Source organism: Enterobacter cloacae complex sp. SHL018, assembly GCF_049237905.1.
Classification (GTDB): Bacteria; Pseudomonadota; Gammaproteobacteria; order Enterobacterales; family Enterobacteriaceae; genus Enterobacter; species Enterobacter hormaechei_C.
Window position 1 is genome coordinate 143,162 of the sequence record NZ_JBMKJE010000006.1, and the last position, 22,703, is coordinate 165,864.

Here is a 22,703-nt window from a genome sequence, read left to right on the forward strand (position 1 = left end):
CCACAAGTTCCAGGTGCAACAGTGAATAAATTACGCACAAAATGTGACATGAAGATGATTACAGGGGAAGTGACAACAGGGACGCTTTCCCTGCAAGCGAACATCTCGGTGCAGGGAAAGATTATATCACGCTTTTATTAGTCGGGAGTAAAGTGGCGTAAATGTTGAACCGTTGCCAGCCATGCCGCCACCCAGCCGATCATGGAGCACACCAGCAGCAACAGCAGGCACTCATCGAACCCTAAGCCACTGATATCAAACTTAGTTCCGAAAACCTGCGCCACTTCAGTCACGGCAGACGACAGCCGCATCACCAAAATTTCTGACAATATCAATGAAAGAAATGCACCAGAAAAACCTAATAACGCGCCGCCGTAAAGGAACGGGCGGAGGATGAAACCATCCGTTGCGCCAATCAGTTTCTGCACGTTGATGGTATCGCGACGGGCGAAGATGCTCAGGCGCACGCTATTACCGATGACGAGGAACACCGCCGCCACCATCAGCACGCCGATCATCGCCGACACGCGTCCTACCAGCCCGGTCAGGGCGGCAAGACGGGCAAACCAGCTGTCGTCCATGCGCACTTCATCAATCCCGTTAATGCGGGTAATGCGGTCGCGCAGGGTGTTGAGCGAATCCGTGCCCTGGAAATCGAGTTTCGGGATCACCACCGCCACCGCGGGCAGCGGGTTCTCTTCAAGCATATCCAGCGCGCCGCCGAATCCGGACCAGTTGCGGAACTCACCCAGCGCTTCATCGCGGGAAAGATAGTTCACCTTCTCCACGCCCTGCTCGGCCTGAATCTGCCCCACCACCTGAGCCGCCGCGTTATCGTCGAGGGCTTTATCCAGATAAACGGTGATCTGCGGCGACGGATAGTACTGGGACGCCGCCTGGTTTACGTTTTTGTAAACCATGTAGCAGACGCTGGGCAGCGTCAGGGAGATGGCAATCACCATCACCGTCAGGAACGTCGCCAGCGGTTTGCTTTTCAGATCCTGCAACGCGCCCTGGAAGGCGTACCGCACCTGCTCGTTAAAGACGTTGGTTTTGCGGGAGTTCGGTTTCGGTGCCGCTTTGGCACGCTTAGGCGCATTGCGATTGCCGTCCCCGCCGCCCTGAGGCTTGCGGAAACGGTCAAACCGGTTGCTGAACTGCCGAATCTGGTTCATTGCATCACGCTTATTCACCGTGGCCTCCGTGCAAATGCCCGTCGCTCAGGGTCAGCATGCGGTACGAACGGCGGGAGATCAGCCCCATGTCGTGCGTCGCCATCAGTACCGTGACCCCCACGCGGTTAAATTCCTCAAACAGACGCAGGATCCCTTCAGAGAGGGCATCGTCCAGGTTACCGGTCGGTTCATCCGCCAGCAAAACGGCAGGCTTGTTCACTACCGCGCGGGCGATACCCACGCGCTGCTGCTCACCGCCGGAGAGCTGGATCGGGAAGTTCTTCGCTTTGTCCAGCAGCCCGACCTTATCCAGCGCCGCCGAAACGCGACGGCGGATATCATCGTAACTGGCGCCAGCAATAATCAGCGGGATCGCGACGTTATCGAAAACCGTGCGATCCATCAGCAGATGGTGATCCTGGAAAATCATGCCAATCTGACGACGCAGGAACGGCACTTCACGGTTCTTAAGACGGCTAATTTCATGGCCGCTGAACCAGATTTTCCCGGCGCTTGGCCGCTCGATCCCACAGATCAGCTTGAGCAGGGTACTTTTCCCCGCGCCGGAATGGCCGGTCAGGAATGCCATCTCGCCTGGCTGGAGGTGGAATGTCACCCCCTGTAGCGCTTGTCTCCCGCCGAGATAGGCCTTGCTGACGTGTTCAAAGCGAATCATTGTTAGTCCTCTCGGGCAAATAGTGCCTCAATAAAGTCGTCCGCTTTAAACGGACGTAAATCCTCAATACGCTCGCCCACACCGATGTAACGGATAGGAATGCCGAACTGGTCGGCCACGGAGAAGATCACCCCGCCTTTCGCGGTCCCGTCCAGCTTGGTCAGCGTGATCCCGGTCAGTCCTACCGCTTCATGGAACAGCTTCGCCTGGCTAATGGCGTTCTGCCCGGTGCTGGCGTCGATAGTCAGCATAATTTCATGCGGTGCATCTTCGTCCAGCTTCTTCATGACGCGAACGATTTTCTTCAGTTCTTCCATCAGGTGCGATTTGTTCTGCAAACGCCCTGCGGTATCCGCAATCAACACGTCCACGTTACGCGACTTCGCCGCCTGGATAGCATCGAAAATCACGGAGGCGGAATCCGCGCCGGTGTGCTGGGCAATGACCGGGATATTGTTGCGCTGGCCCCACACCTGGAGCTGTTCCACCGCTGCCGCACGGAAGGTATCACCCGCCGCCAGCATCACCGATTTGCCCTGCTGCTCGAACTGGCGCGCCAGCTTGCCGATGGTGGTGGTTTTACCCACGCCGTTGACGCCAACCATCAGAATAACAAAGGGCATTTTGCCTTCAATATTAAGCGGTTCGTCAACTTTTGCGAGAATTTCACCCATCTCGTCTTTCAGCAGGCCGTACAGCGCCTCGGCGTCACGCAGTTGCTTGCGGCTCGCCCCTTCGGTCAGGTTAGTGATGATCTTCCGGGTGGTTTCCACACCCACGTCCGCAATCAGCAGTTGCTCTTCCAGCTCCTCAAACAGATCGTCGTCGATCTTCTTGCCGCGGAACAGACTGATAAATCCGGAACCTAAGTTTTCTTTGGTTTTGAGCAGGCTGCGTTTCAGGCGCGCGAAGAAACCTTCTTTGGTCGGTTTTTCCTGCTCCTGAACGATCTCTTCTTCGGCCTGCGCTTCCACCGGCACGACGATGACCGCTTCTTCAGCCGCTTCCGCCGCCAGCGCCTGGGCTTCCAGCTCTTCGTCGGTCAGCTCTGGCTCAAGGGCCGCTTCTTCTTCCACCGCCTCAACAATTTCAACGGTTTCCGCTTCGGCCTGCCACTCTTCGGCAGAAACCTCTTCAGCTTTCACCTCTTCCGGCAGCGGCAGCTCTTCGTGTTCGATAGTGGCCTGCGGCGCTTCGTTAAGGGTTTCAACGATAACCGGCTCTGGTTTTTCGCTCTCCTGAACCTGTTCAGTAACCTCAACCACCTCTTCGGCAAAGGATTCAATCTCTTCTTTGCTGTGGGCTGGCTCTTCCGCTTCGACAACCGCAGCGGTTTCGACAGGCGTTTCAGGCTGTGACGGCTCTTCTACAACCTGCTGTTCTTCGGTTTTCTGTTCTGTTTCTTGCTCTTTTTCACCGAAACCCAACCAGGAAAAGAAGCCACGTTTTTTTTGTTTTGCCATCTGCGACTACACTCCTCGCGGCGCTATATACAGGGAAGCTAAAAAAATGATGAAATAGTCTAACACTTTACTTAATTGACATCACCGCCCGCAATCGCAGGGCAATGGTTAACAGAGCTTTCCTGAGATGAAGAAACCCACCCGCGCCCCGGCCGGTCAAATTCGCATTATCGGCGGTCAGTGGCGAGGCCGGAAATTACCGGTGCCGGACAGCCCCGGTTTACGCCCCACCACGGACCGCGTTCGCGAGACGCTGTTTAACTGGCTCGCCCCGTCTATGGTAGACGCCAACTGCCTGGACTGCTTCGCCGGAAGCGGTGCATTGGGGCTGGAAGCGCTGTCGCGTTATGCCGCCAGCGCCACGCTGCTGGAGATGGAGCGCGGCGTCGCGCAGACGTTGCAGCAAAATCTGGCTACGCTGAAGGCAACCAACGCGAAAGTGGTGAATACCAACACGCTGAGCTTCCTCGCCCAACAGGGGACGCCGTTCAACGTGGTGTTTGTTGACCCGCCGTTCCGTAAAGGGCTGCTGGAAGAGACATTATCGTTGCTGGAAAAAAATGGCTGGCTGGCAGACGACGCGCTGATTTACGTTGAAAGCGAAGTGGAAAATGGCCTGCCGCCCGTTCCCGTTCACTGGGATCTGCACCGCGAGAAGGTCGCCGGCCAGGTGGCTTATCGTCTGTATCACCGTCAGGCACAAGGAGGATCCGATGCCAGTACTGATTAACGTAGGGCGCGTACTGATGCTGGGCGTCTGGGCATTTTTGATTTTGAATCTGGTGCACCCGTTCCCGCGCCCGCTGAATATCTTTATTAACGTGGCGCTGATTTTTACCGCGTTCATGCATGCCTTGCAGATGGTAATGCTGAAAAACGGTCTGCCGAAAGATGGCCCACCGATGACCGGCTGGCAGCAGCTGCGGGTGTTTATTTTCGGCGTGTTTGAGCTGCTGGTGTGGATGAAGAAGTTTAAGGCGCAGGTGAAGAAGTAAAGTGCGCTTTTGCCCGGTGGCGCGCAGCGAGCCGGGCCTACGAAACACCATCACTGTGACGATACACCGTCCAGCTGATCATTCAATTTTTGGATATCTCTGGCTCTTGTTTTAAGCAGGTATTTCACCTGCGTGCAAATCTCTTCCGTTTTGGTGTAATACGTTCCCGAAAAGGGCCCTGGACGTTCACATAAGACATAGTTGGTTCCCAGGGGATAAAATATGACGATAAACGAGAGTAGCATGCCAATAATGAATACTACACCGAAATAGTGATAAGCAAGGGTTATTCCTTTCGCCAGGAGCTTGGGAGCCTGAAGGTTTTTCGTAAAAAACACAAATACAAACACAAATGCAAAATAACAAAGAGCAGGAATGAATAGCATGCCAATAAAGGAGCCCCAAAAATAATAAACAATGCTTCTTGATTCAACCAAATCAATGACATCAGGCATACTCGTATAGTAAGCCAACCATATAAACCCACAATAGAAAGTAATAACCAGAAATAAAAAACATCTTTTTTTATGTTATCAAAACTAATTTTAACGCCCATATCAGTAATTCCCATGGGAAAATGAATTTCCATATACCGAGTTTCGAGCGTTCCATGCTGCGATTTTTTGCTGCCCTTGCAGCGCATAAGCAATAATTACACCTAATGCAACCACACAGACTATTTGTCTCCAAACCGGAACAGCTGCACTCGCTATAAATGGTGATATAGCCAACGAGGAAATACTCCAAACCAATCTCGAAACAAAAATACCCACAATCCCTTTCGCCACATCCATCGTCACATTCCCCCTCACTGCGTCGATACGCCGTCCAGCTGGTCATTCAGTTTTTTGATATCTCTGGCTCTTGTTTTAAGCAAGTATTTTACCTGCGTGCAAATCTCTTCCGTTCTGGTGTAATACGTTCCCGAAAAGGGCCCAGGACGTTCACATAAGACATAGTTGGTTCCCAGGGGATAAAATATGACAATAAACGAGAGAATGTTGCCAATAACAAATCCTGCACCGATAACGTGAAAACCGACGATAATGCCTTTGGCGAAGAAGCTGGGTGGCTCCATGTTTTTCGTAAAAGTCATATAGACAATAACCAAAACGAAACAACAAGCAACCGGGAAAACAAACAACATAATAAAAGAACCCCAAAAAAAATAAATAATGCTTCTGGATTCAATGATATCGGTTATATCTGGTACGCTAGCCCAATAAAAACCCCAAGCAAAAATACCAAAAAAGAAGATACAGAAAAATAAAAAGCACCTTCTTTTAATTTTATTAAGATTAATGTTAACGCTCATATCAGTAATTCTCCCAGTAAAATGAACTACCATTTACTGAGTTTCGAGCGTTCCACTCTGCGATTTTTTGCTGCTCTTTCATACCCTTTTTTATACAATCTATAAGTTTGTTTGATAAATCATACTGTTTGTCCAGCCCATTGAGCGCATTGGCAATAGCTATACCTATTACAACCACACAGACTATTTGCCCCCAAACCGGAACAGCTACACTCGCTATAAATGGTGATATAGCCAACGAGATCCCTTCCCCAACCAATCTCGAAACAAAAACCCCCACAATAACTTTCGCCACATCCATCGTCACATTCCCCAGGAATGCGGCGACGTCATGGTCAGATTTGAAGATCAACTCAACCAACCGCCAGCATGCGGAAAACCAGATGCAGAATCGGGCTCCTGACATAATGCCGTTTTGAAACCCGACGCTACCAATGCCAACCTCAAGCACTTTGGGATGATTAATCCGGTAACGGGTTCCGTTAAGAATGCGTCGCAGAGAAGGGTAGCCCGTAATCTTCACATACATTTTTCCCTGATAAGCATACTGCGTTGCTTTGATCCCAAGACCTTTTAAAGTGAAAACAATCTTTCCGGCCTGCTGATAAGAAAATAGCTTCGACAGATTCTTAGTCGCAGAAACCGTCTCTTTGATGTTACCGGCATAGGTAGTAGAAAAGCCAACAGGCTGACTACCTAACAAATCGTCAATCACACCCTGCGCCTCGTCAGGCGTGAGCAGCATAATGTGGTTGGCATTGTTGCCCAGGCTATTTTTCAGCTGCTTGATTTCATTTTCGAAACGCAAATTACGCTGCCAGTTATTTCCTCTGAGAATATCTTCACGATGATCCCCTATCCAGTCATTATAACCTTCCATCATGGGTCCTTAAAAAATTCGCTCATCCCAGATACTGTAGGCGCTGGTTCCAGCAAAACGATGCTCCCAGGCAATAGATTCGTATGACAATTCGATCATTTCTTCTGGCTGACCCGCACTGTCATCAATGGTATGCGGCACCTGTAGATGGAAGCTGGATATTCTGGCATTAATCAGTTTTAGTGAGTAATAGCATTCGTTTAAACCAGTCTGACTGGTGCGATAAAAGCTAAATTCACAGCTTAGCGTTTCATTGTCAGTAATGGCTTTCCCCAACAACGGCGAGGATTTATCCACAGGTTTAATAAACGTCAAACACTGATGATTTACATTTTGCGCCCGACTCATTCCATGATTAATTGCCATGACCATAATCTGATCTCGATGGGCAGGCTGTGATTTATTCCCTATTGAATCTATCGAAGCACATCCAGCAGAAATCATTCCCTGCGATTGTCCCTTCAACGTCAACCACATTGTATTCGCCATCTAAATACCTTATCCATTTGAATTATAAATTTATATATTCATACAATAACAATGATAAGATCATATTAAGAAATGCTGGGTAAGATAGTGATGCAAACGATATTTTAAGTCACTAATGGGAATATAAAACAGAATATTTTTTATAAAACATAAACCACAATTATATTTACTCCACGCTATATATATCTATTGAATTTACGATCGGCACTGGTAAGAAGACTCAGCGCCGATCAACAGATTACTGCTCCGCCATGAACCCTTCAAACCGCGACCCTTTGTAACTCAGCGTGCCTTTCTCCCCCACCGTCAGCTGGTGGTACTGCTGCGCCTCCAGGCGGAAGGTCATCTCCAGCCCGCCGGTTTCCGGCTTAAAGCTCGCTTCATAGCGCATCGTTGTGCCCGCTGGCGTCACCTGCTGCTGGCGGGAGCGGCGGTCGTTAAGCGGCTTCTCACGCTTGTTCGTCACCACCACGCGCTTTTGCATCAGCGGCGCGGCGTCATTGTCGGCCTTCTCACGGCGCTGCTGCACGAAGCGAAACGAGGCGGCAATGACGATAATCGCCACCACGATAATGAAAAACAGCGGCATCTTGCTCATTGAAAAATCCCATCAGATTATGCGGAATTCAGGATACCTCGCCTGCCCCGGCATTGCCAAACGCCCGCTCGCGTCACTACACTGGATCAGGAACTGATCATTCAGCCTCAACAGTTACAGGGAGTTAATATGCTTTGGTCATTTATCGCTGTCTGTTTTTCCGCATGGCTTTACGTCGATGCGTCTTACCGTGGCCCAGCCTGGCAGCGCTGGTTGTTTAAACCCGTCACGCTATTACTCCTGCTGTTGCTTGCCTGGCAGGCCCCGATGTTTAACGCCGTTAGCTATCTTGTCCTCGCGGGGCTGTGTGCTTCCCTGATTGGCGATGCCTTAACCCTGCTGCCGCGCCAGCGCCTGCTGTACGCCGTGGGGGCATTCTTCCTGTCGCATCTGCTCTATACCATCTACTTTGCCAGCCAGATGACGCTCTCCTTCTTCTGGCCGCTGCCGCTGGTGCTGCTGGTGATTGGCGCTCTGCTGATCGCGGTGATCTGGTCGCGTCTGGAAGAGATGCGTCTCCCGGTCTGTACGTTTATCGCCATGACGCTGGTGATGGTGTGGCTGGCGGGCGAGCTGTGGTTCTTCCGTCCGACCGCTCCGGCAATGTCTGCGTTCTTCGGTGCCGCACTGTTGCTGTTGGGTAATATCGTCTGGCTGGGCAGCCACTATCGCCGCCGCTTCCGTGCGGATAATGCGATTTCCGCCGCCTGTTACTTTGCCGGACACTTCCTGATTGTGCGTTCGCTGTATATCTAAATAACGCTTGACTCTGGAGTCGACTCCAGAGTGTATGCTGCGGTTAATGAGAAAATTATCATTACCGGAGACTGCCATGTCGACTCCAGAAACACCTAAAAAAGTTCCCCAATTCTCGGCACTTAAGCTCAGCCCGGTTCCGCCAAAAGAGGACTGCTGCTGCGAGGGCGCGTGCGAAACCCGGACCGAAGCGCTGCCTGAAAACGGCAATCACTACAGCTGGGTGGTCAACGGCATGGACTGCGCGGCCTGCGCCCGCAAAGTGGAAAATGCAGTGAAGCAGGTGCCGGGTGTGAACCACGTTCAGGTGCTGTTCGCTACCGAAAAGCTGCTGGTCAGCGCCGAAAACGACGTCAGCAGACAGGTTGAAGCCGCCGTCAGCAAAGCGGGTTATACCCTGCGCAGCGAAACGGCGCCCGCAGAAAAAACGTCCCCGCTAAAAGAAAATCTGCCGCTCATTACCCTCATCATCATGATGGCCCTGAGCTGGGGGCTGGAGCAAATCAACCACCCGTTCGGCAACCTGGCGTTTATCGCCACCACGCTGGTTGGCCTGTTCCCGATTGCGCGTCAGGCGCTGCGTCTGATGAGAAGCGGCAGCTGGTTTGCCATCGAAACGCTGATGAGCGTGGCGGCTATCGGGGCGCTGTTTATTGGCGCGACGGCGGAAGCGGCGATGGTGCTGCTGCTGTTCTTAATTGGCGAACGCCTTGAGGGCTGGGCGGCGAGCCGGGCGCGTAAAGGGGTGAGCGCGCTGATGGCGCTGAAGCCGGAAACCGCCACGCGGGTTATTCATGGTCAGCGTGAAACGGTCGCCATCAATACCCTGCGCCCGGGCGACGTGATTGAAGTGCCCGCAGGCGGACGTCTGCCAGCCGATGGGACCCTCATTACCGCCACCGCGAGCTTTGACGAAAGCGCCCTGACCGGGGAATCCATCCCGGTAGCGCGCGCGGCAGGTGAAAAGGTGCCTGCGGGCGCCACCAGCGTCGACCGACTGGTGCTGCTGACGGTCCTTTCCGAACCGGGCGACAGCGCCATCGACCGCATCCTCAGGCTGATAGAAGAAGCCGAGGAGCGCCGCGCGCCGGTAGAACGCTTTATCGATCGCTTCAGCCGGATTTACACCCCCGCCATCATGCTGGTGGCGCTGCTGGTCACCGTCGTCCCGCCGCTGTTCTTCGGCGCGCCGTGGGAGGGCTGGATTTACAAAGGGCTGACGCTGCTGCTGATCGGCTGTCCGTGTGCGCTGGTGATCTCCACCCCGGCGGCGATTACCTCAGGGCTGGCGGCGGCGGCACGTCGCGGGGCGCTGATTAAGGGCGGCGCGGCGCTGGAACAGCTGAGCCAGGTTCAGCACATCGCCTTCGATAAAACCGGCACGCTGACCGTCGGCAAGCCGCAGGTGACCGGCGTGTATCCGCAGGACATCAGTGAAGACGAGTTGCTTATACTGGCCGCCGCCGTTGAACAGGGCTCCACCCACCCTCTGGCGCAGGCGATTGTGCGTGAAGCGAAGGGGCGCGGGCTGAACATCCCTCCGGCAACGGCCCAGCGAGCGCTGGTCGGGTCGGGGATTGAGGCTGTGGTCGAAGGCAAAAAAGTGTTGATCGCCGCGGCAGGCGCGTTCCCGAATCCACAGGTTGAGACATTAGAGCAGGCCGGGCAGACGGTCGTTGCCGTGATGCAGGACGGTGTACCGATGGGCATGCTGGCGCTGCGCGACACCCTGCGTGACGATGCGAAAGACGCCGTCGACGCGCTGCACAGGCTGGGGGTACAGGGCGTGATCCTGACCGGTGATAACCCGCGTGCGGCGGCGGCGATTGCCGGCGAGCTGGGGCTGGAGTTTAAGGCCGGATTGTTGCCTGCGGATAAAGTCAGCGCGGTAACCGAGCTGAACGGTCATGCCCCGCTGGCGATGGTCGGGGACGGGATAAACGACGCCCCGGCAATGAAGGCTTCCACCATCGGCATTGCGATGGGCAGCGGCACCGACGTGGCGCTGGAGACCGCCGACGCGGCGCTGACGCACAACCGCCTGACCGGGCTGGCGCAGATGATAGATCTTGCGCGGGCGACGCGGGCCAATATTCGGCAGAACATCGGCATTGCGCTGGGTCTGAAGGGGATTTTCCTGGTCACCACGCTGCTCGGTATGACCGGACTGTGGCTGGCGGTACTGGCGGATACGGGGGCGACGGTGCTGGTGACGGCGAACGCGTTGCGGCTGTTGCGCCGTCGGTAAAAATGCCCGGTGGCGGCTACGCCTTACCGGGCCTACAACATCTCCGAACCGTAACCGTAGGCCGGGTAAGGCGTAGCCGCCACCCGGCATAAAACGGCGTCACTGCATCCCTAGCACCCCCGGCAACCACAATGATATCGCCGGGATGTATGTCACCATCCCCAGCACTACCAGCAACATACCGTAAAACGGCAGCATCGCCCGCACCACGTGCTCGATCTTCTGCTTACTTACCGCGCTCGCCACGAACAGCACCGACCCGACCGGCGGCGTGATCAGCCCAATCCCCAGGTTCACCATCATGATCATTCCGAAATGCACCGGATCGATCCCCAGCGAGTTGGTCACCGGCAGCAGTACCGGGGTCAGGATCAGGATGATCGGCGCCATGTCCATTAGCGTGCCAATCAGCAGCAGCATGATGTTGAGGTACATGAGGATCACGTATTTGTTATCGGACAGCGACGTGAAGAATTCGGTGATGCGCATCGGCAGCTGCATGTAGGTCATTACCGCGCCAAACGCCGCGGCAAAGCCAATCAAAATCATCACGATGGTGACGGTTTTCACCGTGCGGCACATCAGCTTCGGCAGTTCATTCCACTTGTAATCGCGGTAGATGAACATGGTGACGAAGAACGCCCACAGGCAGGCCACAGCGGCAGATTCGGTCGCCGTGAATATCCCGGACAAGATCCCGCCGAGGATAATCACCACCGTCATCAGCCCCCACAGAGCATCGAGCATGATTTTCAGCGCCTGCCTGAACGGGATTTTGTCCCCCTTCGGATAGCCGCGCTTGCGGGCGAAGCACAGGCAGAGCACCATCAGGCTCACGCCCAGCAGCAGGCCCGGCAGCACGCCCGCGATAAACAGCGTGGCGATGGAAACCGTTCCCCCTGCCGCCAGGGAGTAAATCACCGAGTTGTGGCTGGGCGGGATCAGGATCGCCTGCACCGACCCGCTGGCCGTCACCGCCGCCGCGTATTCGCGCGGATAGCCCTTCTTCTCCATCTCCGGGATCATCACGCTGCCGATAGACGCCGTATCCGCCACCGACGAGCCGGAAATCGCGCCGAAGAACGTTGATGCCACGATGTTCACCAGCGACAGCCCGCCGCGAATAAAGCCGACAAAAACGTACGCGAAGTTGACCAGCCGTCGGGCAATGCCCCCTTCCGCCATGATCGCCCCGGCAAGAATGAAGAACGGGATCGCCAGCAAGGTAAATTTATTCACCCCGCTGGTGATCTGGATCATCAGCGCCTCCAGCGGCAGATCGATCCACAACGCCCCCGCCACGGCGCTTAACCCGACGGCGAAAGCCACCGGCATCCCCAGCGCCAGCAAAATGGCGAGGGTGAATAACAAAACAAACGCATCCATTGTTCACCCCTTAACTGTGATTGCCGATCAGCACGACCGGACGGTTTTCCTGCGAGCCAAACAGCAGGCGTTCAAGCACAAACAGGATCAAAATGGCCGACCCGACAGGTAGCGGCAGATAGCTTTCGCCGGAGGTCAGAAGCGGAAACTCCGCCACCGGCTGCTCCCACAGCTCGACGGACAGCCAGTAGCTGTACCAGCACATCAGGCCTGAAATCATCAGCATCAGCAGATCCACCATCCGCGCGCACACTCTTTGCAGCGACGCGGGCAGGCGGTCGGTGAGCATGTTGACCGCAATATGCGACCCGGCGCGGTAGCTCACCGCCGCGCCGATAAAGGTAAACGTCACCATGCAGATAATGGCGATCGGCTCCGGCCAGGATTCGCCGCGATTAAGCACGTAGCGTGAAAAAATGCCGATGGGGATGACAATCGTCATCACCAACAGCGAAATACCTGCCACCGCCATGGCGAACAGGTACAGACGGTCCATCCACTTCAGGTAGAGTTCGGACATACGTACTCCGGTTTACTGGACGTCAGCGATGGCTTTCATCAGATCCTGATGCTTATCGCCATACTGCGCGCGCACCGGCTCTGTCGCCTTGATAAACACCGTTTTATCGATGTCGTGGAACTGCACCCCGCCGGCCTTCATTTTCGCCAGCGCCTGGTCGTTATACGCATTCCACAGCTTGCGCTGCTCGAACTGCGCTTCGCGGGCCAGCACCAGGATCTTTTGCTGTTCGTCAGCGCTGAGCTTGTCCCATTTCACTTTGGAATAGAGCAGCATTTCCGGGGTGATGAAGTGGCCGCTCAGCGTGTAGTTTTTGGCGACCGGCATATAGTTGTGGGCGATAAAGGTTGGCGGGTTGTTCTCCGCGCCGTCGATCACCCCGGTCTGCATGCCGCTGTAAACCTCGCTGACGCCCATCGCCACCGAGTTCGCCCCCATCGCTTTCAGCGTGGCCAGCGCCACCGGGCTGCCCTGCACGCGGATTTTCTTCCCTTTCAGATCGTCCGGTTTGACGATCGGCTCTTTGGTGATCAGGTTACGGGTGCCGGAATCCATCCAGCCAAGAAAGACCAGACGCGATTTCGGGTTGGCGGTGAGTTTGTCGCCAATCTGCTTGCCGATATCCCCGTCGATCACCTTGTGCATGTGGTCTTCATCGCGGAATACGTAGGGCAGCGTAAACACTTCGATATCCGGCAGAATGGCAGCCACCGGCGCCATGGAGACGCGGATCATGTCGATCGCCCCCATCTGCGCCTGCTCAATCATCTGCTTTTCATCCCCCAGCACGCCGCCGGGGAAGACCTTAATCTCCAGCTTGCCATCGGTTTGTTGTTTGAGTTTTTCACCCATGTGCTGAACCGCCACCACGTTCGGGTAGCCTTCGGGATGCACATCGGCGGCTTTGATGGTCTGGGCAGAAACGGTGCAGGCAAAAGCAGACAGGCACAGCGCGGCCAGTAACGGCTTGAGGGTCGTTTTCATTAAGTCAACTCCAGGGTAGCGAGATAAGCGTTAAAACGGTGTTTTAGTTTTTGACGCTTAAAAATTAGACTACGGCTGGAAAAGGGAGGGTGAAGCGCCTCACAAAAGCGCGAAATTTTGAAACGATGGTTCGAAATTGTGATGAGTACTTGTCGGGTGGCGGCTGCGCCTTACCCGACCTACTACACCCGTAGGCCCGTGCAAGCGAAGCGCCGCCGCGCATCAGGCCGCACTTACCCCTTACGAATCAAATACCGGTACGGCAAGGTCTCGGTTTGCTGCGCCACCAGTTCATGTTCCATAAAGGTACAAAAGCCGGGGATATCGCGGGTGGTAGCCGGATCATCGGCGACGATCAGCAGCGTTTCGCCACTCTGCATGTTACGGACGGTTTTACGCACCATCATTACCGGCTCCGGGCAACGGAGGCCCTGAGCATCAAGCGTGTGGTCTGGGCTGGAAAACAGGTCGGTCATTTTCTTCTCGTTCAGGTAAAAACGGCTGTAGTTTACGCCCCGCTATCGCCAATGCAAACCAGGTTAACGATTGCGTGAAAATTAGCCATTGCAAAGTGTCGTCAAAGCAGTATCATGCGGCGGCTTTATTGGGTTCCCTCACCCCAAATATTAATCAAAAAGGTACAATATGAACTCCTTTACACAATCGCAGCGCGTCAAGGCGTTGTTCTGGCTTTCGCTATTTCATCTGCTGGTGATCATCTCCAGTAACTATCTGGTACAGCTCCCCATCTCCATTTTTGGTTTCCATACCACCTGGGGCGCGTTCAGTTTCCCGTTTATTTTCCTCGCGACGGATTTAACCGTGCGTATTTTTGGCGCACCGCTGGCGCGGCGGATTATTTTTGCGGTGATGATCCCGGCACTGTTTGTCTCCTACGCCATCTCCTCGCTGTTTTACATGGGCAGCTGGCAGGGCTTCGAAGCGCTGACGCACTTCAACCTGTTCGTCGCGCGTATTGCCACCGCCAGCTTTATGGCTTATGCCCTGGGGCAGATCCTCGATGTCCACGTGTTTAACCGCCTGCGTCAAAACCATCGCTGGTGGATGGCACCAACGGCCTCCACGCTGTTCGGTAACGTGAGCGATACGCTGGCCTTCTTCTTCATCGCCTTCTGGCGCAGCCCGGACGCCTTCATGGCAGAACACTGGATGGAAATCGCTCTGGTGGACTACGCCTTTAAGGTGCTTATCAGCCTGGTTTTCTTCCTGCCGATGTACGGCGTGCTGTTGAATATGCTGCTGAAAAGGCTGGCAGATAAATCTGAAATCTCCGCATTGCAGGCAGGTTAAGGGTTCGCTTTATCAGTTGTGATAAGATGAACGAATGAGCCGTTATGGCCGTTTATCGAAAGGAAGAAGTCAATGCGCAATCTGGTTAAATATGTCGGGATTGGCCTGCTGGTTGTTGGCCTTGCAGCCTGTGATAACAGCGACACCAAAACGCCTGCTCAGGGCGCGTCAGCAGAAAGCAACGCCACCGGTCAGCCGGTGAGCCTGATGGATGGCAAACTCAGTTTCTCTCTGCCTGCGGACATGACCGACCAGAGCGGTAAGCTGGGTACCCAGGCGAACAATATGCACGTCTATTCCGATGCCACCGGCCAAAAAGCGGTGATTGTGATCGTCGGTGACGATACCAGCGAAGATCTTGGCGTGCTGGCCAAACGCCTGGAAGATCAGCAGCGCAGCCGCGACCCGCAGCTTCAGGTGGTCACCAACAAGTCTGTTGAACTGAAAGGCCACACGCTGCAACAGCTGGACAGCATCATCTCTGCCAAAGGCCAGACCGCCTACTCCTCCGTGGTGCTCGGCAAGGTGGACAATAAACTGCTGACCATGCAGATCACCCTGCCGGCAGACAATCAGCAGAAAGCGCAGACCGCCGCTGAAAACATCATTAACACCCTCGTGATCCAGTAATCGTTCACCAGGATGCCGTGGCCTCCGTCGCTTGCGCCGGGGGCCATTTTTTTGCCACGACTTTCAGACTAACACGCCAGACGAAGCCCATCCGGCGCACTACAATTAACAAGCCCCCCGGAAAAAGGAATTCTTATGACTGCCAGCCCGCCCGACAAAGCCGGACTTCATATTTTATTAAAACTTGCCTGCCTGGTGGTTATCCTTGCGGGTATCCACGCGGCGGCGGATATCATTGTTCAGCTTCTGCTGGCGCTGTTTTTCGCCATTGTGCTCAACCCGCTGGTGACATGGTTTTTACGCCGGGGCATCAGCCGCCCGGTCGCGATTACCATTGTGGTGATGGTGATGCTGGTTGTCCTGACGGCGCTGTTCGGCGTGCTCGCCGCCTCGCTGAGCGAATTTTCCACCATGCTGCCGCAGTACAATAAAGAGCTGACGCGCAAGCTGGTCGATCTTCAGCGCATGTTGCCGTTCGTGAATCTGCATATCTCACCGGAACGGATGCTGCGTCGGATGGATTCCGAGAAGGTGATGACCTACGCCACCACGTTGATGACCGGGCTTTCCGGGGCAATGGCCAGCATTCTGCTGCTGGTGATGACGGTGGTGTTTATGCTGTTCGAAGTGCGCCACGTGCCGTATAAACTGCGTTTTGCCCTGAACAATCCTCAGATCCACATTGCCGGCTTGCACCGCGCGCTGAAGGGCGTATCCAAATATCTGGCGCTGAAAACGCTGTTAAGCCTGTGGACCGGCGTGATCGTCTGGCTGGGGCTGGTACTGCTGGACGTGCAGTTCGCGCTGATGTGGGGCGTGCTGGCCTTTTTACTAAACTACGTACCCAATATCGGCGCGGTGCTTTCCGCCGTTCCGCCGATGATCCAGGCGTTCCTGTTTAACGGTTTTTATGAGTGCATGCTGGTAGGGGCGCTGTTCCTTGTCGTGCATATGGTGCTGGGTAACATTCTCGAGCCGCGCATGATGGGCCATCGTCTGGGCATGTCGACGATGGTGGTGTTTTTATCGTTACTGATCTGGGGATGGCTGCTGGGTCCGGTGGGCATGCTGCTCTCCGTGCCGCTCACCAGCGTCTGTAAAATCTGGATGGAAACCACGAAAGGAGGCAGTAAACTCGCCATTCTTCTGGGTCCGGGTCGGCCAAAAAGCCGTTTGCCGGGATAACCGGGTGGAAAGGGTCAAAAGTGACGTTTATTCGCCAGCGCGACGACAACATTGTACGATGTGCGCAGCAAATCGCGCTGGCGAAGAAAAAGTCACAGAAACAGGTTTATCGCGGACGCGCGTAGATGAAATTTACACTTACCCTTATCGACTGGCAGGCAAGAGCGCCAGGACTCAGCGATGCCGACGAATGGCAGGCATGGTCACGCCGGTCTGACGGCATCGATCCCGCTGCACCGCTGGCGAAACTGACCGATCTGCCGATGATGACCGCCCGCCGCCTGAATTCAGGCAGCAGGCTGGCCGTCGATCTTGGCCTGATGATGCTGCGCAAACACCGCATCGATGCCGTCGTCTACAGTAGCCGTCATGGGGAGCTGGAGCGCAATTTCCGTATTCTCCAGACCCTGGCGGCAGAACAGCCCGTTTCCCCCACCGATTTTGCCATGTCGGTACACAACTCGGCGGTCGGCAATCTCACTATCGCCGCGCGTCAGCCTGTTGTCTCTTCGTCGGTTTCCGCCGGTATGGATACCTTCCAGCAGAGCTTGTGCGACGTGCTGAGCCTGCTGCATGCGGGCTACTCCCGCGTGTTGCTGGTGGATTTCGACGGTCTGCTGCCTGATTTTTATCACGCCGGGCTGCCACCGCAGATGCCCGTCTGGCCCTACGCGCTGGCGCTGGTGATTGAGGCGGGAAATACGCTCAGCTGTGAAACGCACGTCAACCGCACGCCTGAAGAGCCCGCGCTGCCGCAAAGCCTCCAGTTCCTGCGCCATTACCTGCGGGACGAGCGCCAGTTTACCCTGCCGGGCGAGCGCCTGCTGTGGCAATGGACGCGCCAATGAGAGGGTTACGTTCCCGCCTCGATCGGGTATGGCGGATGCTGATGACCGGATTGTGTTTCGTCCTGTTCGGCCTCGGCGGGCTGACGCTGTCGCTGGTGTGGTTTAACCTGCTGCTGATTTTCCAGCGCGACCGCACTCAACGTCGCCGCCTGGCACGCCGCACTATTTCTGCCAGTTTTCGCCTGTTCCTCGCGGTGGTACGCGGTGCAGGGGTACTGGATTACCGTTTCAACAACCTGGACGTTCTGCGCGCCGAGCGGGGCTGTCTGGTGATTGCGAATCATCCCTCGCTGCTGGACTACGTTCTGCTGGCGTCGGTGATGAACGAAACCGACTGTCTGGTGAAAAGCGCGTTGCTGCGTAACCCGTTCGTCAGCGGCGTGATCCGCGCGGCTGACTATCTGATTAACAGCGAAGCCGACACGCTGCTTGCCGCAAGCCAGCTGCGTCTGGCCCAGGGCGACACCCTGCTTATCTTCCCTGAAGGCACCCGCACCCGGGTGGGGGAAGCCATGACCCTGCAACGTGGGGCGGCGAATATCGCCGTTCGCTGCAACAGCGCCGTGCGCGTGGTGGTGATCCACTGTAGCGAACGGATGCTTGATAAACAGAGCAGCTGGTATAACGTGCCCCCCAACAAACCTGTTTTCACCGTGGATGTTCGCGAACGCATCAACATTCATGATTTTTATGATGCGAGTCAGCACGAACCCGCGCTGGCAGCAAGGCAGTTAAACCGGCATATGCAGCATCAGTTAACAACCGGTCTTCAATCTTTGTCAGGAACGAAAGATGCAAGCGCTCTATCTTGAAATTAAGAATCTCATTATCTCTACGCTGAATCTGGAAGAACTTACCCCAGAGGATATTGATACAGACGCCGCGCTCTTTGGCGACGGCCTCGGTCTGGACTCAATCGACGCCCTTGAGCTGGGTCTGGCGGTAAAAAATCAGTACGGCGTAGTGCTTTCTGCCGAAAGTGACGAGATGCGTCAGCACTTCTATTCCGTTGCCACGCTCGCGGCTTTTATCCATCAACAACGCGCCTGAGAATGACCGCTATGACAGAACAACAAACGATTTATCAGGAAGTCTCTGCGCTTCTTATTACGCTGTTTGAAATCGCCCCAGAGGATATTACCCCTGAGGCACGTCTTTACGAGGATCTGGATCTCGACAGCATTGATGCCGTCGATATGGTGGTGCACCTGCAAAAGAAAACGGGCCATAAAATCAAGCCCGAAACCTTCAAAGCGGTGCGCACGGTGCAGGACGTCGTGGACGTTGTGGAACAGCTTCAGCGCGACGCGTAACGTGCGTTCGGTTCCAGTTCTTCCCGCCCTGACGGGGCTGATGCTGCTGGCATGGCCGTTTTTGATCGGCTTCGGGCTGGCGAATAATAGCCTGCACGGGATACTGCCCGTGATGGCGCTGGTGCTGCTGTTGCGCGTCTGCCAGGCCCGTCGGCAGGGCGGCCCCCTGCGTTATCTGTTCGTGAGCGTGGCGCTGGCTGGCATAGCGCTTTGCGCGGCGAGCTACGTCCTGCACGCGCACCAGTGGGTGCTGTTATATCCAGTGGTGGTGAATCTGGTGATGCTGGTGGTGTTTGGCGGTTCGCTGTGGACGGCAATGCCTGTCGTCGAACGGCTGGCGCGCCTGCGTGAACCGGCTCTCTCCCCCGTCGGGGTACGTTACACGCGCCGGGTTACCCAGGTCTGGTGCGGCTTTTTTATTATCAACGGGGCGATCGCGCTGTTTACCGTATTACACGCCGATATCCGTCTGTGGACGCTGTGGAACGGGATGATTGCCTATCTCCTGATGGGCACGCTGATGGCTGGCGAGTGGCTGGTGCGACAACGGGTGATGAAAAACGATGCTTAACCCTCTTCCGCTTAGCCAGTGGCTCAGTGCACCCCGCCCTAATGACACCCCTGTCGCCTGGCAGGACGACCGCCTCTGGACGCTTGGCGATCTGCGCCACGACGTGACCCAGCTGGTCGACACCCTGCGTAGTGAAGATGGCGAGCGCTGGGCGCTGTGCATCGAAAACGGCTATCTGTTTATTGTCGCGCTGCTGGCGACGCTGCATGCGGGTAAAACGCCGGTTCTCCCCGGGCACAGCCGGGCGGCGCAGCTTAACGAACAGCGGGCGCTGTTCAGCGGCGTCCTGAGCGACACCACGCTCGATTTTCAGGGGCGACAGCTGCGGGTGGCTTCCGCGCAGCGGGCAGGCCATCCCTTTTCACCGCTGCCTGCCATCGGTGAGATGCGCACGATCGAGCTTTACACCTCCGGCTCGACCGGCACGCCGCAGCGGGTAAGTAAGCCGGTGGTCAGCCTTGATCGTGAGGCTCGTCTGCTGGCGGCGCATTTTGGCGAGCGTCTGGCGGGCTGTCACGTCGTGGCTTCCGTGGTGCTGCACCACCTGTATGGCCTGACGTTTCGTGTCGTCTTACCCATGGCGCTCGGCCTGCCGCTGCATGCCAGCCTGCTCAACTATGCCGAGCAACTCTCTGCCCTTCCCGACGATAAACGCTACCTTTTCATCAGCAGTCCGGCGTTTCTCAAGCGGCTGGACGCGTCGCTGACGCCGCCCCCCGTTAACCTGCTCGTCTCCGCCGGCGGCGCGCTGCCCTGGCAGGAGGTCGCCGCGGTTCAGGCCTGGCTCAACGTCTGGCCGGATGAAATATACGGCAGCACGGAAACGGGCGTAATGGCCTGGCGCTACCGTCAGGAGGAAAGCACGCGCTGGCAGCCTTTTCCCGGCGTGACGTTTCACGGCGATCGCGTGATATCGCCGCTGATCCCCGAGGCGGAGGGGGTCCTGCTGGATGATATCCTGCACTTCACGGCTGACGGGCAGTTCAGCCTCGTCGGGCGTCATGGTCGGGTGGTCAAAATTGAGGATAAACGCATTTCGCTCGATGACATTGAGCGCCGCCTGCTGGCGCTGGACGGCATCCGCGAGGCCGCCGCGCTGACGGTGACGCGCGGCGGGCGTCAGGGCATTGGCGTATTGCTGGTGCTGAATGAAGCGGTGCGTCAGCAACACGAACAGAGCAAAACAGCGCAGGAGCTCGCCTGGCGACGCGCCCTTCGCTCCTGGCTTGAACCGGTTGCCGTACCGCGCTACTGGCGGATCGTTGATGAAATCCCGGTCAACAGCATGAACAAGCGCGTGACTGCGCAGCTACAGGAGTTGTTTCATGAAGATCCCTGAAATCGGGCGCCTCCAGCCCGATCCACAGCATCTGGAGATAACCTTTTATCTTGATCCTGACCTGCTCTGGTTTAAGGGACATTTCGCCGTACAGCCGCTGCTGCCGGGCGTGGCGCAGCTCGACTGGGTGATGCATTACGCCGCCGCGCTGGCGTCGGGCTACCGTTTTCACAGTATTCAGAACGTGAAGTTCGCCGCCCCGCTGTTGCCGGAGAACACGGTCACGCTGCTCCTTGCCTGGCAGCCTGAACGCCAGTTGCTGACCTTTAGCTACCAGCGCCATGCGGGTAACGAGCGCCACACCGCCAGCAGCGGGAAGATTCGCTTATGTCAGTAACCTTCCGTCCCTGCGTGCTGATCCCCTGCTACAACCACGGGGCGATGATGGCTTCGGTGCTGGCGCGCCTGGCGCCTTTCGATCTGCCCTGTCTGGTGGTGGACGACGGCAGCGATGAGACCACGCGCCGCACGCTTGAAGCGCTGGCGGCGGATCGTCCGCAGGTCACGCTACTGCGGCTGGCCGAAAACAGCGGCAAAGGCGCGGCGGTGATGCAGGGGCTGAAAGCCTGCGCCGATCGCGGCTTCACCCACGCCGTTCAGGTGGACGCTGACGGCCAGCACGCTATCGAGGACATCCCCAAACTGCTGGCGCTGGCCGGACGTCATCCCGATGCGCTCATTTCCGGGCAGCCCGTTTACGATGACTCGATCCCCCGTTCGCGCCTGTACGGGCGCTGGATAACGCACGTCTGGGTCTGGATTGAAACCCTCTCCCTGCAACTGAAAGACAGCATGTGCGGGTTTCGCGTTTACCCGATAGCCCCGGTTCTGCGCCTTGCAGCAACCACGCCGCTCGGCAGGCGGATGGATTTTGATACCGAAGTGATGGTGCGCCTCTACTGGCAGGGCAACACCAGCTATTTTCTGCCCACCCGCGTAACCTATCCGCCGGACGGGGTATCCCATTTCGATGCCCTGAAAGACAACGTGCGCATCTCGTTGATGCATACCCGTCTGTTTCTCGGCATGTTGCCGCGCATTCCTTCCCTGCTGATGCGTCGCCGCTCGCAGCACTGGGCGCAGCAGCAGGAGGTGAAAGGATTATGGGGCATGCGCCTGATGCTGCGCGTCTGGCAGCTGCTGGGGCGAAAGGCGTTTACCGCCCTGCTGTGGCCGGTTACCGCCGTCTACTGGCTGACCGCCCGCTCTGCGCGTCAGGCGTCGCAGCAGTGGCTGGCGCGGGTTAAAACGGTGATGGCACAGCGGCAAATGCCGCCCCTCGCGCGGCTAAACAGTTTTTCCCACTTCCTGCGCTTCGGTCATGCCATGCTGAATAAAGTGGCCAGCTGGCGCGGCGAAATGAAACTCCATCGCGATCTGGTCTTTGCGCCAGGCGCGCAGGAGGCGCTGGGGCTCGACGATCCTCAGGGCAAACTGCTGCTCGCGTCGCATCTTGGCGATGTGGAAGCCTGCCGGGCGCTGGCCCAGCGCGAAGGGGCGAAAACCATTAACGCACTGGTCTTCAGCGACAACGCCAGACGTTTTAAGCAGGTGATGGAGGAGATGGCGCCGCAGGCGGGCATTCACCTGATGCCGGTCACCGACATTGGCCCGGAGACTGCCATCCTCATTAAAGAGAAGCTGGATCGCGGCGAATGGGTGGCGATCGTGGGCGATCGCATCGCCGTCACCCCTCAGCGCGGCGGTAGCTGGCGGGTGATATGGAGCGAATTTATGGGCCAGCCCGCGCCGTTCCCGCAGGGGCCGTTTATCCTGGCGTCCATTTTGCGCTGCCCGGTGGTGCTGATTTTTGCCCTCTGTCAGCAGGGAAAGCTGACCCTGCACTGCGAGCCGTTTGCCGACCCGCTGCTGCTGCCGCGCGGCGAACGCCAGCAGGCGCTACAGCAGACCGTCGACCGCTATGCGCAGCGGCTGGAGCATTACGCGCTCTTGTCGCCGCTCGACTGGTTTAATTTTTTCGATTTCTGGCAGCTGCCAGAGGTCAACGAGAAGGAGTAAAG

General features: G+C 56.4%; 28 protein-coding genes. 15 read left to right on the forward strand and 13 right to left on the reverse strand.

What is annotated here, in order from left to right:
* Positions 1–137: 137 nt before the first annotated feature.
* From ftsX to ftsY, 3 genes are read right to left on the reverse strand one after another with little or no spacing between them, the layout of a single operon-like run.
* The gene (gene ftsX, locus ACOTY5_RS20075) at positions 138–1,193 is read right to left on the reverse strand and encodes a permease-like cell division protein FtsX (protein ID WP_017384126.1); all 1,056 of its coding nucleotides are present in this window, start codon (positions 1,191–1,193) and stop codon (positions 138–140) included.
* On the reverse strand, positions 1,186–1,851 hold the full coding sequence (gene ftsE, locus ACOTY5_RS20080) for a cell division ATP-binding protein FtsE (protein ID WP_006812284.1): 666 nt from the start codon (positions 1,849–1,851) through the stop codon (positions 1,186–1,188). Before ftsE ends, ftsX begins: the two co-directional genes overlap by 8 nt.
* A gap of 2 nt (positions 1,852–1,853) precedes the next feature.
* Positions 1,854–3,314, reverse strand: a complete 1,461-nt coding sequence (ftsY, locus tag ACOTY5_RS20085) for a signal recognition particle-docking protein FtsY (RefSeq protein WP_045142184.1) — start codon at positions 3,312–3,314, stop codon at positions 1,854–1,856.
* Between the two features lie 127 nt (positions 3,315–3,441).
* Here ftsY and rsmD point away from each other — a divergent pair, with 127 nt between their 5' ends.
* Together rsmD and ACOTY5_RS20095 are read left to right on the forward strand one after the other, a co-directional pair.
* On the forward strand, positions 3,442–4,044 hold the full coding sequence (rsmD, locus tag ACOTY5_RS20090; RefSeq protein ID WP_015571477.1) for a 16S rRNA (guanine(966)-N(2))-methyltransferase: 603 nt from the start codon (positions 3,442–3,444) through the stop codon (positions 4,042–4,044).
* Complete coding sequence (locus ACOTY5_RS20095; protein ID WP_015571478.1) at positions 4,028–4,309, forward strand: DUF1145 family protein; 282 nt, start codon at positions 4,028–4,030, stop codon at positions 4,307–4,309. Before rsmD ends, ACOTY5_RS20095 begins: the two co-directional genes overlap by 17 nt.
* Positions 4,310–4,359: 50 nt before the next feature.
* Here the strand turns inward: ACOTY5_RS20095 and ACOTY5_RS20100 are convergent, their stop codons facing one another.
* From ACOTY5_RS20100 to ACOTY5_RS20125, 6 genes are all read right to left on the reverse strand, one after another.
* Complete coding sequence (locus tag ACOTY5_RS20100) at positions 4,360–4,782, reverse strand: DUF1240 domain-containing protein (RefSeq protein WP_045142183.1); 423 nt, start codon at positions 4,780–4,782, stop codon at positions 4,360–4,362.
* A gap of 84 nt (positions 4,783–4,866) precedes the next feature.
* Positions 4,867–5,103 carry a hypothetical protein gene (locus ACOTY5_RS20105; RefSeq protein WP_126497466.1) on the reverse strand — a complete coding sequence of 79 codons (237 nt, stop codon included), beginning with the start codon at positions 5,101–5,103 and terminating at the stop codon, positions 4,867–4,869.
* 14 nt (positions 5,104–5,117) lie between these two features.
* On the reverse strand, positions 5,118–5,624 hold the full coding sequence (locus ACOTY5_RS20110; RefSeq protein ID WP_045142182.1) for a DUF1240 domain-containing protein: 507 nt from the start codon (positions 5,622–5,624) through the stop codon (positions 5,118–5,120).
* A 1-nt stretch (position 5,625) separates the two neighbouring features.
* Positions 5,626–6,507 carry a hypothetical protein gene (locus ACOTY5_RS20115; protein ID WP_227789233.1) on the reverse strand — a complete coding sequence of 294 codons (882 nt, stop codon included), beginning with the start codon at positions 6,505–6,507 and terminating at the stop codon, positions 5,626–5,628.
* A gap of 6 nt (positions 6,508–6,513) precedes the next feature.
* Positions 6,514–6,993, reverse strand: a complete 480-nt coding sequence (locus ACOTY5_RS20120) for an Hcp family type VI secretion system effector (protein ID WP_045142180.1) — start codon at positions 6,991–6,993, stop codon at positions 6,514–6,516.
* 238 nt (positions 6,994–7,231) lie between these two features.
* Entirely contained in the window at positions 7,232–7,591 is a 360-nt protein-coding gene (locus tag ACOTY5_RS20125; protein WP_045142179.1) for a DUF2500 domain-containing protein, read from the reverse strand.
* A 129-nt stretch (positions 7,592–7,720) separates the two neighbouring features.
* Here ACOTY5_RS20125 and ACOTY5_RS20130 point away from each other — a divergent pair, with 129 nt between their 5' ends.
* Both ACOTY5_RS20130 and zntA read left to right on the forward strand, forming a co-directional pair.
* Positions 7,721–8,347 (forward strand): lysoplasmalogenase, encoded by a 627-nt coding sequence (locus ACOTY5_RS20130; RefSeq protein ID WP_003861515.1) that lies wholly within the window; start codon positions 7,721–7,723, stop codon positions 8,345–8,347.
* Between the two features lie 76 nt (positions 8,348–8,423).
* Positions 8,424–10,595, forward strand: a complete 2,172-nt coding sequence (gene zntA / locus ACOTY5_RS20135; protein WP_045142178.1) for a Zn(II)/Cd(II)/Pb(II) translocating P-type ATPase ZntA — start codon at positions 8,424–8,426, stop codon at positions 10,593–10,595.
* Positions 10,596–10,694: 99 nt separating this feature from the next.
* Here the strand turns inward: zntA and ACOTY5_RS20140 are convergent, their stop codons facing one another.
* The 4 genes from ACOTY5_RS20140 to tusA all read right to left on the reverse strand — a co-directional run bounded on the left by ACOTY5_RS20140 (position 10,695) and on the right by tusA (position 13,961).
* Positions 10,695–11,981, reverse strand: a complete 1,287-nt coding sequence (locus ACOTY5_RS20140; protein WP_015571481.1) for a TRAP transporter large permease — start codon at positions 11,979–11,981, stop codon at positions 10,695–10,697.
* Between the two features lie 10 nt (positions 11,982–11,991).
* A complete protein-coding gene (locus ACOTY5_RS20145; protein WP_045142177.1) occupies positions 11,992–12,501 on the reverse strand; it encodes a TRAP transporter small permease in 510 nt (169 codons plus the stop codon).
* A 12-nt stretch (positions 12,502–12,513) separates the two neighbouring features.
* A complete protein-coding gene (locus tag ACOTY5_RS20150) occupies positions 12,514–13,485 on the reverse strand; it encodes a TRAP transporter substrate-binding protein (protein ID WP_015571483.1) in 972 nt (323 codons plus the stop codon).
* Between the two features lie 233 nt (positions 13,486–13,718).
* Positions 13,719–13,961, reverse strand: coding sequence for a sulfurtransferase TusA (gene tusA, locus ACOTY5_RS20155; RefSeq protein WP_000130627.1), 243 nt, complete (start codon positions 13,959–13,961; stop codon positions 13,719–13,721).
* 169 nt (positions 13,962–14,130) lie between these two features.
* Between tusA and ACOTY5_RS20160 the strand changes: the two genes are divergently transcribed.
* From ACOTY5_RS20160 to ACOTY5_RS20210, 11 genes are all read left to right on the forward strand, one after another.
* Entirely contained in the window at positions 14,131–14,796 is a 666-nt protein-coding gene (locus tag ACOTY5_RS20160; protein ID WP_003861274.1) for a 7-cyano-7-deazaguanine/7-aminomethyl-7-deazaguanine transporter, read from the forward strand.
* A gap of 72 nt (positions 14,797–14,868) precedes the next feature.
* Positions 14,869–15,426: a DcrB family lipoprotein gene (locus tag ACOTY5_RS20165; protein ID WP_003861272.1), complete on the forward strand. Its 558-nt coding sequence runs from the start codon at positions 14,869–14,871 to the stop codon at positions 15,424–15,426.
* A gap of 135 nt (positions 15,427–15,561) precedes the next feature.
* On the forward strand, positions 15,562–16,611 hold the full coding sequence (locus tag ACOTY5_RS20170) for an AI-2E family transporter (protein WP_003861270.1): 1,050 nt from the start codon (positions 15,562–15,564) through the stop codon (positions 16,609–16,611).
* A 125-nt stretch (positions 16,612–16,736) separates the two neighbouring features.
* Complete coding sequence (locus tag ACOTY5_RS20175; protein WP_039269576.1) at positions 16,737–17,459, forward strand: beta-ketoacyl synthase chain length factor; 723 nt, start codon at positions 16,737–16,739, stop codon at positions 17,457–17,459.
* Positions 17,456–18,271: a lysophospholipid acyltransferase family protein gene (locus ACOTY5_RS20180; RefSeq protein ID WP_017384118.1), complete on the forward strand. Its 816-nt coding sequence runs from the start codon at positions 17,456–17,458 to the stop codon at positions 18,269–18,271. Before ACOTY5_RS20175 ends, ACOTY5_RS20180 begins: the two co-directional genes overlap by 4 nt.
* Positions 18,252–18,509: a phosphopantetheine-binding protein gene (locus ACOTY5_RS20185; RefSeq protein WP_003861263.1), complete on the forward strand. Its 258-nt coding sequence runs from the start codon at positions 18,252–18,254 to the stop codon at positions 18,507–18,509. The genes ACOTY5_RS20180 and ACOTY5_RS20185 overlap by 20 nt, the downstream gene beginning before the upstream one ends.
* 11 nt (positions 18,510–18,520) lie before the next feature.
* Complete coding sequence (locus ACOTY5_RS20190; RefSeq protein WP_003861262.1) at positions 18,521–18,772, forward strand: acyl carrier protein; 252 nt, start codon at positions 18,521–18,523, stop codon at positions 18,770–18,772.
* Complete coding sequence (locus tag ACOTY5_RS20195; RefSeq protein ID WP_045142176.1) at positions 18,744–19,343, forward strand: hypothetical protein; 600 nt, start codon at positions 18,744–18,746, stop codon at positions 19,341–19,343. The genes ACOTY5_RS20190 and ACOTY5_RS20195 overlap by 29 nt, the downstream gene beginning before the upstream one ends.
* The gene (locus tag ACOTY5_RS20200; protein WP_045142175.1) at positions 19,336–20,682 is read left to right on the forward strand and encodes an AMP-binding protein; all 1,347 of its coding nucleotides are present in this window, start codon (positions 19,336–19,338) and stop codon (positions 20,680–20,682) included. The genes ACOTY5_RS20195 and ACOTY5_RS20200 overlap by 8 nt, the downstream gene beginning before the upstream one ends.
* Positions 20,669–21,019 (forward strand): hydroxymyristoyl-ACP dehydratase, encoded by a 351-nt coding sequence (locus tag ACOTY5_RS20205; protein WP_017693835.1) that lies wholly within the window; start codon positions 20,669–20,671, stop codon positions 21,017–21,019. Before ACOTY5_RS20200 ends, ACOTY5_RS20205 begins: the two co-directional genes overlap by 14 nt.
* Positions 21,010–22,701 (forward strand): glycosyltransferase family 2 protein, encoded by a 1,692-nt coding sequence (locus ACOTY5_RS20210; protein WP_032655414.1) that lies wholly within the window; start codon positions 21,010–21,012, stop codon positions 22,699–22,701. The genes ACOTY5_RS20205 and ACOTY5_RS20210 overlap by 10 nt, the downstream gene beginning before the upstream one ends.
* Positions 22,702–22,703: the final 2 nt, after the last annotated feature.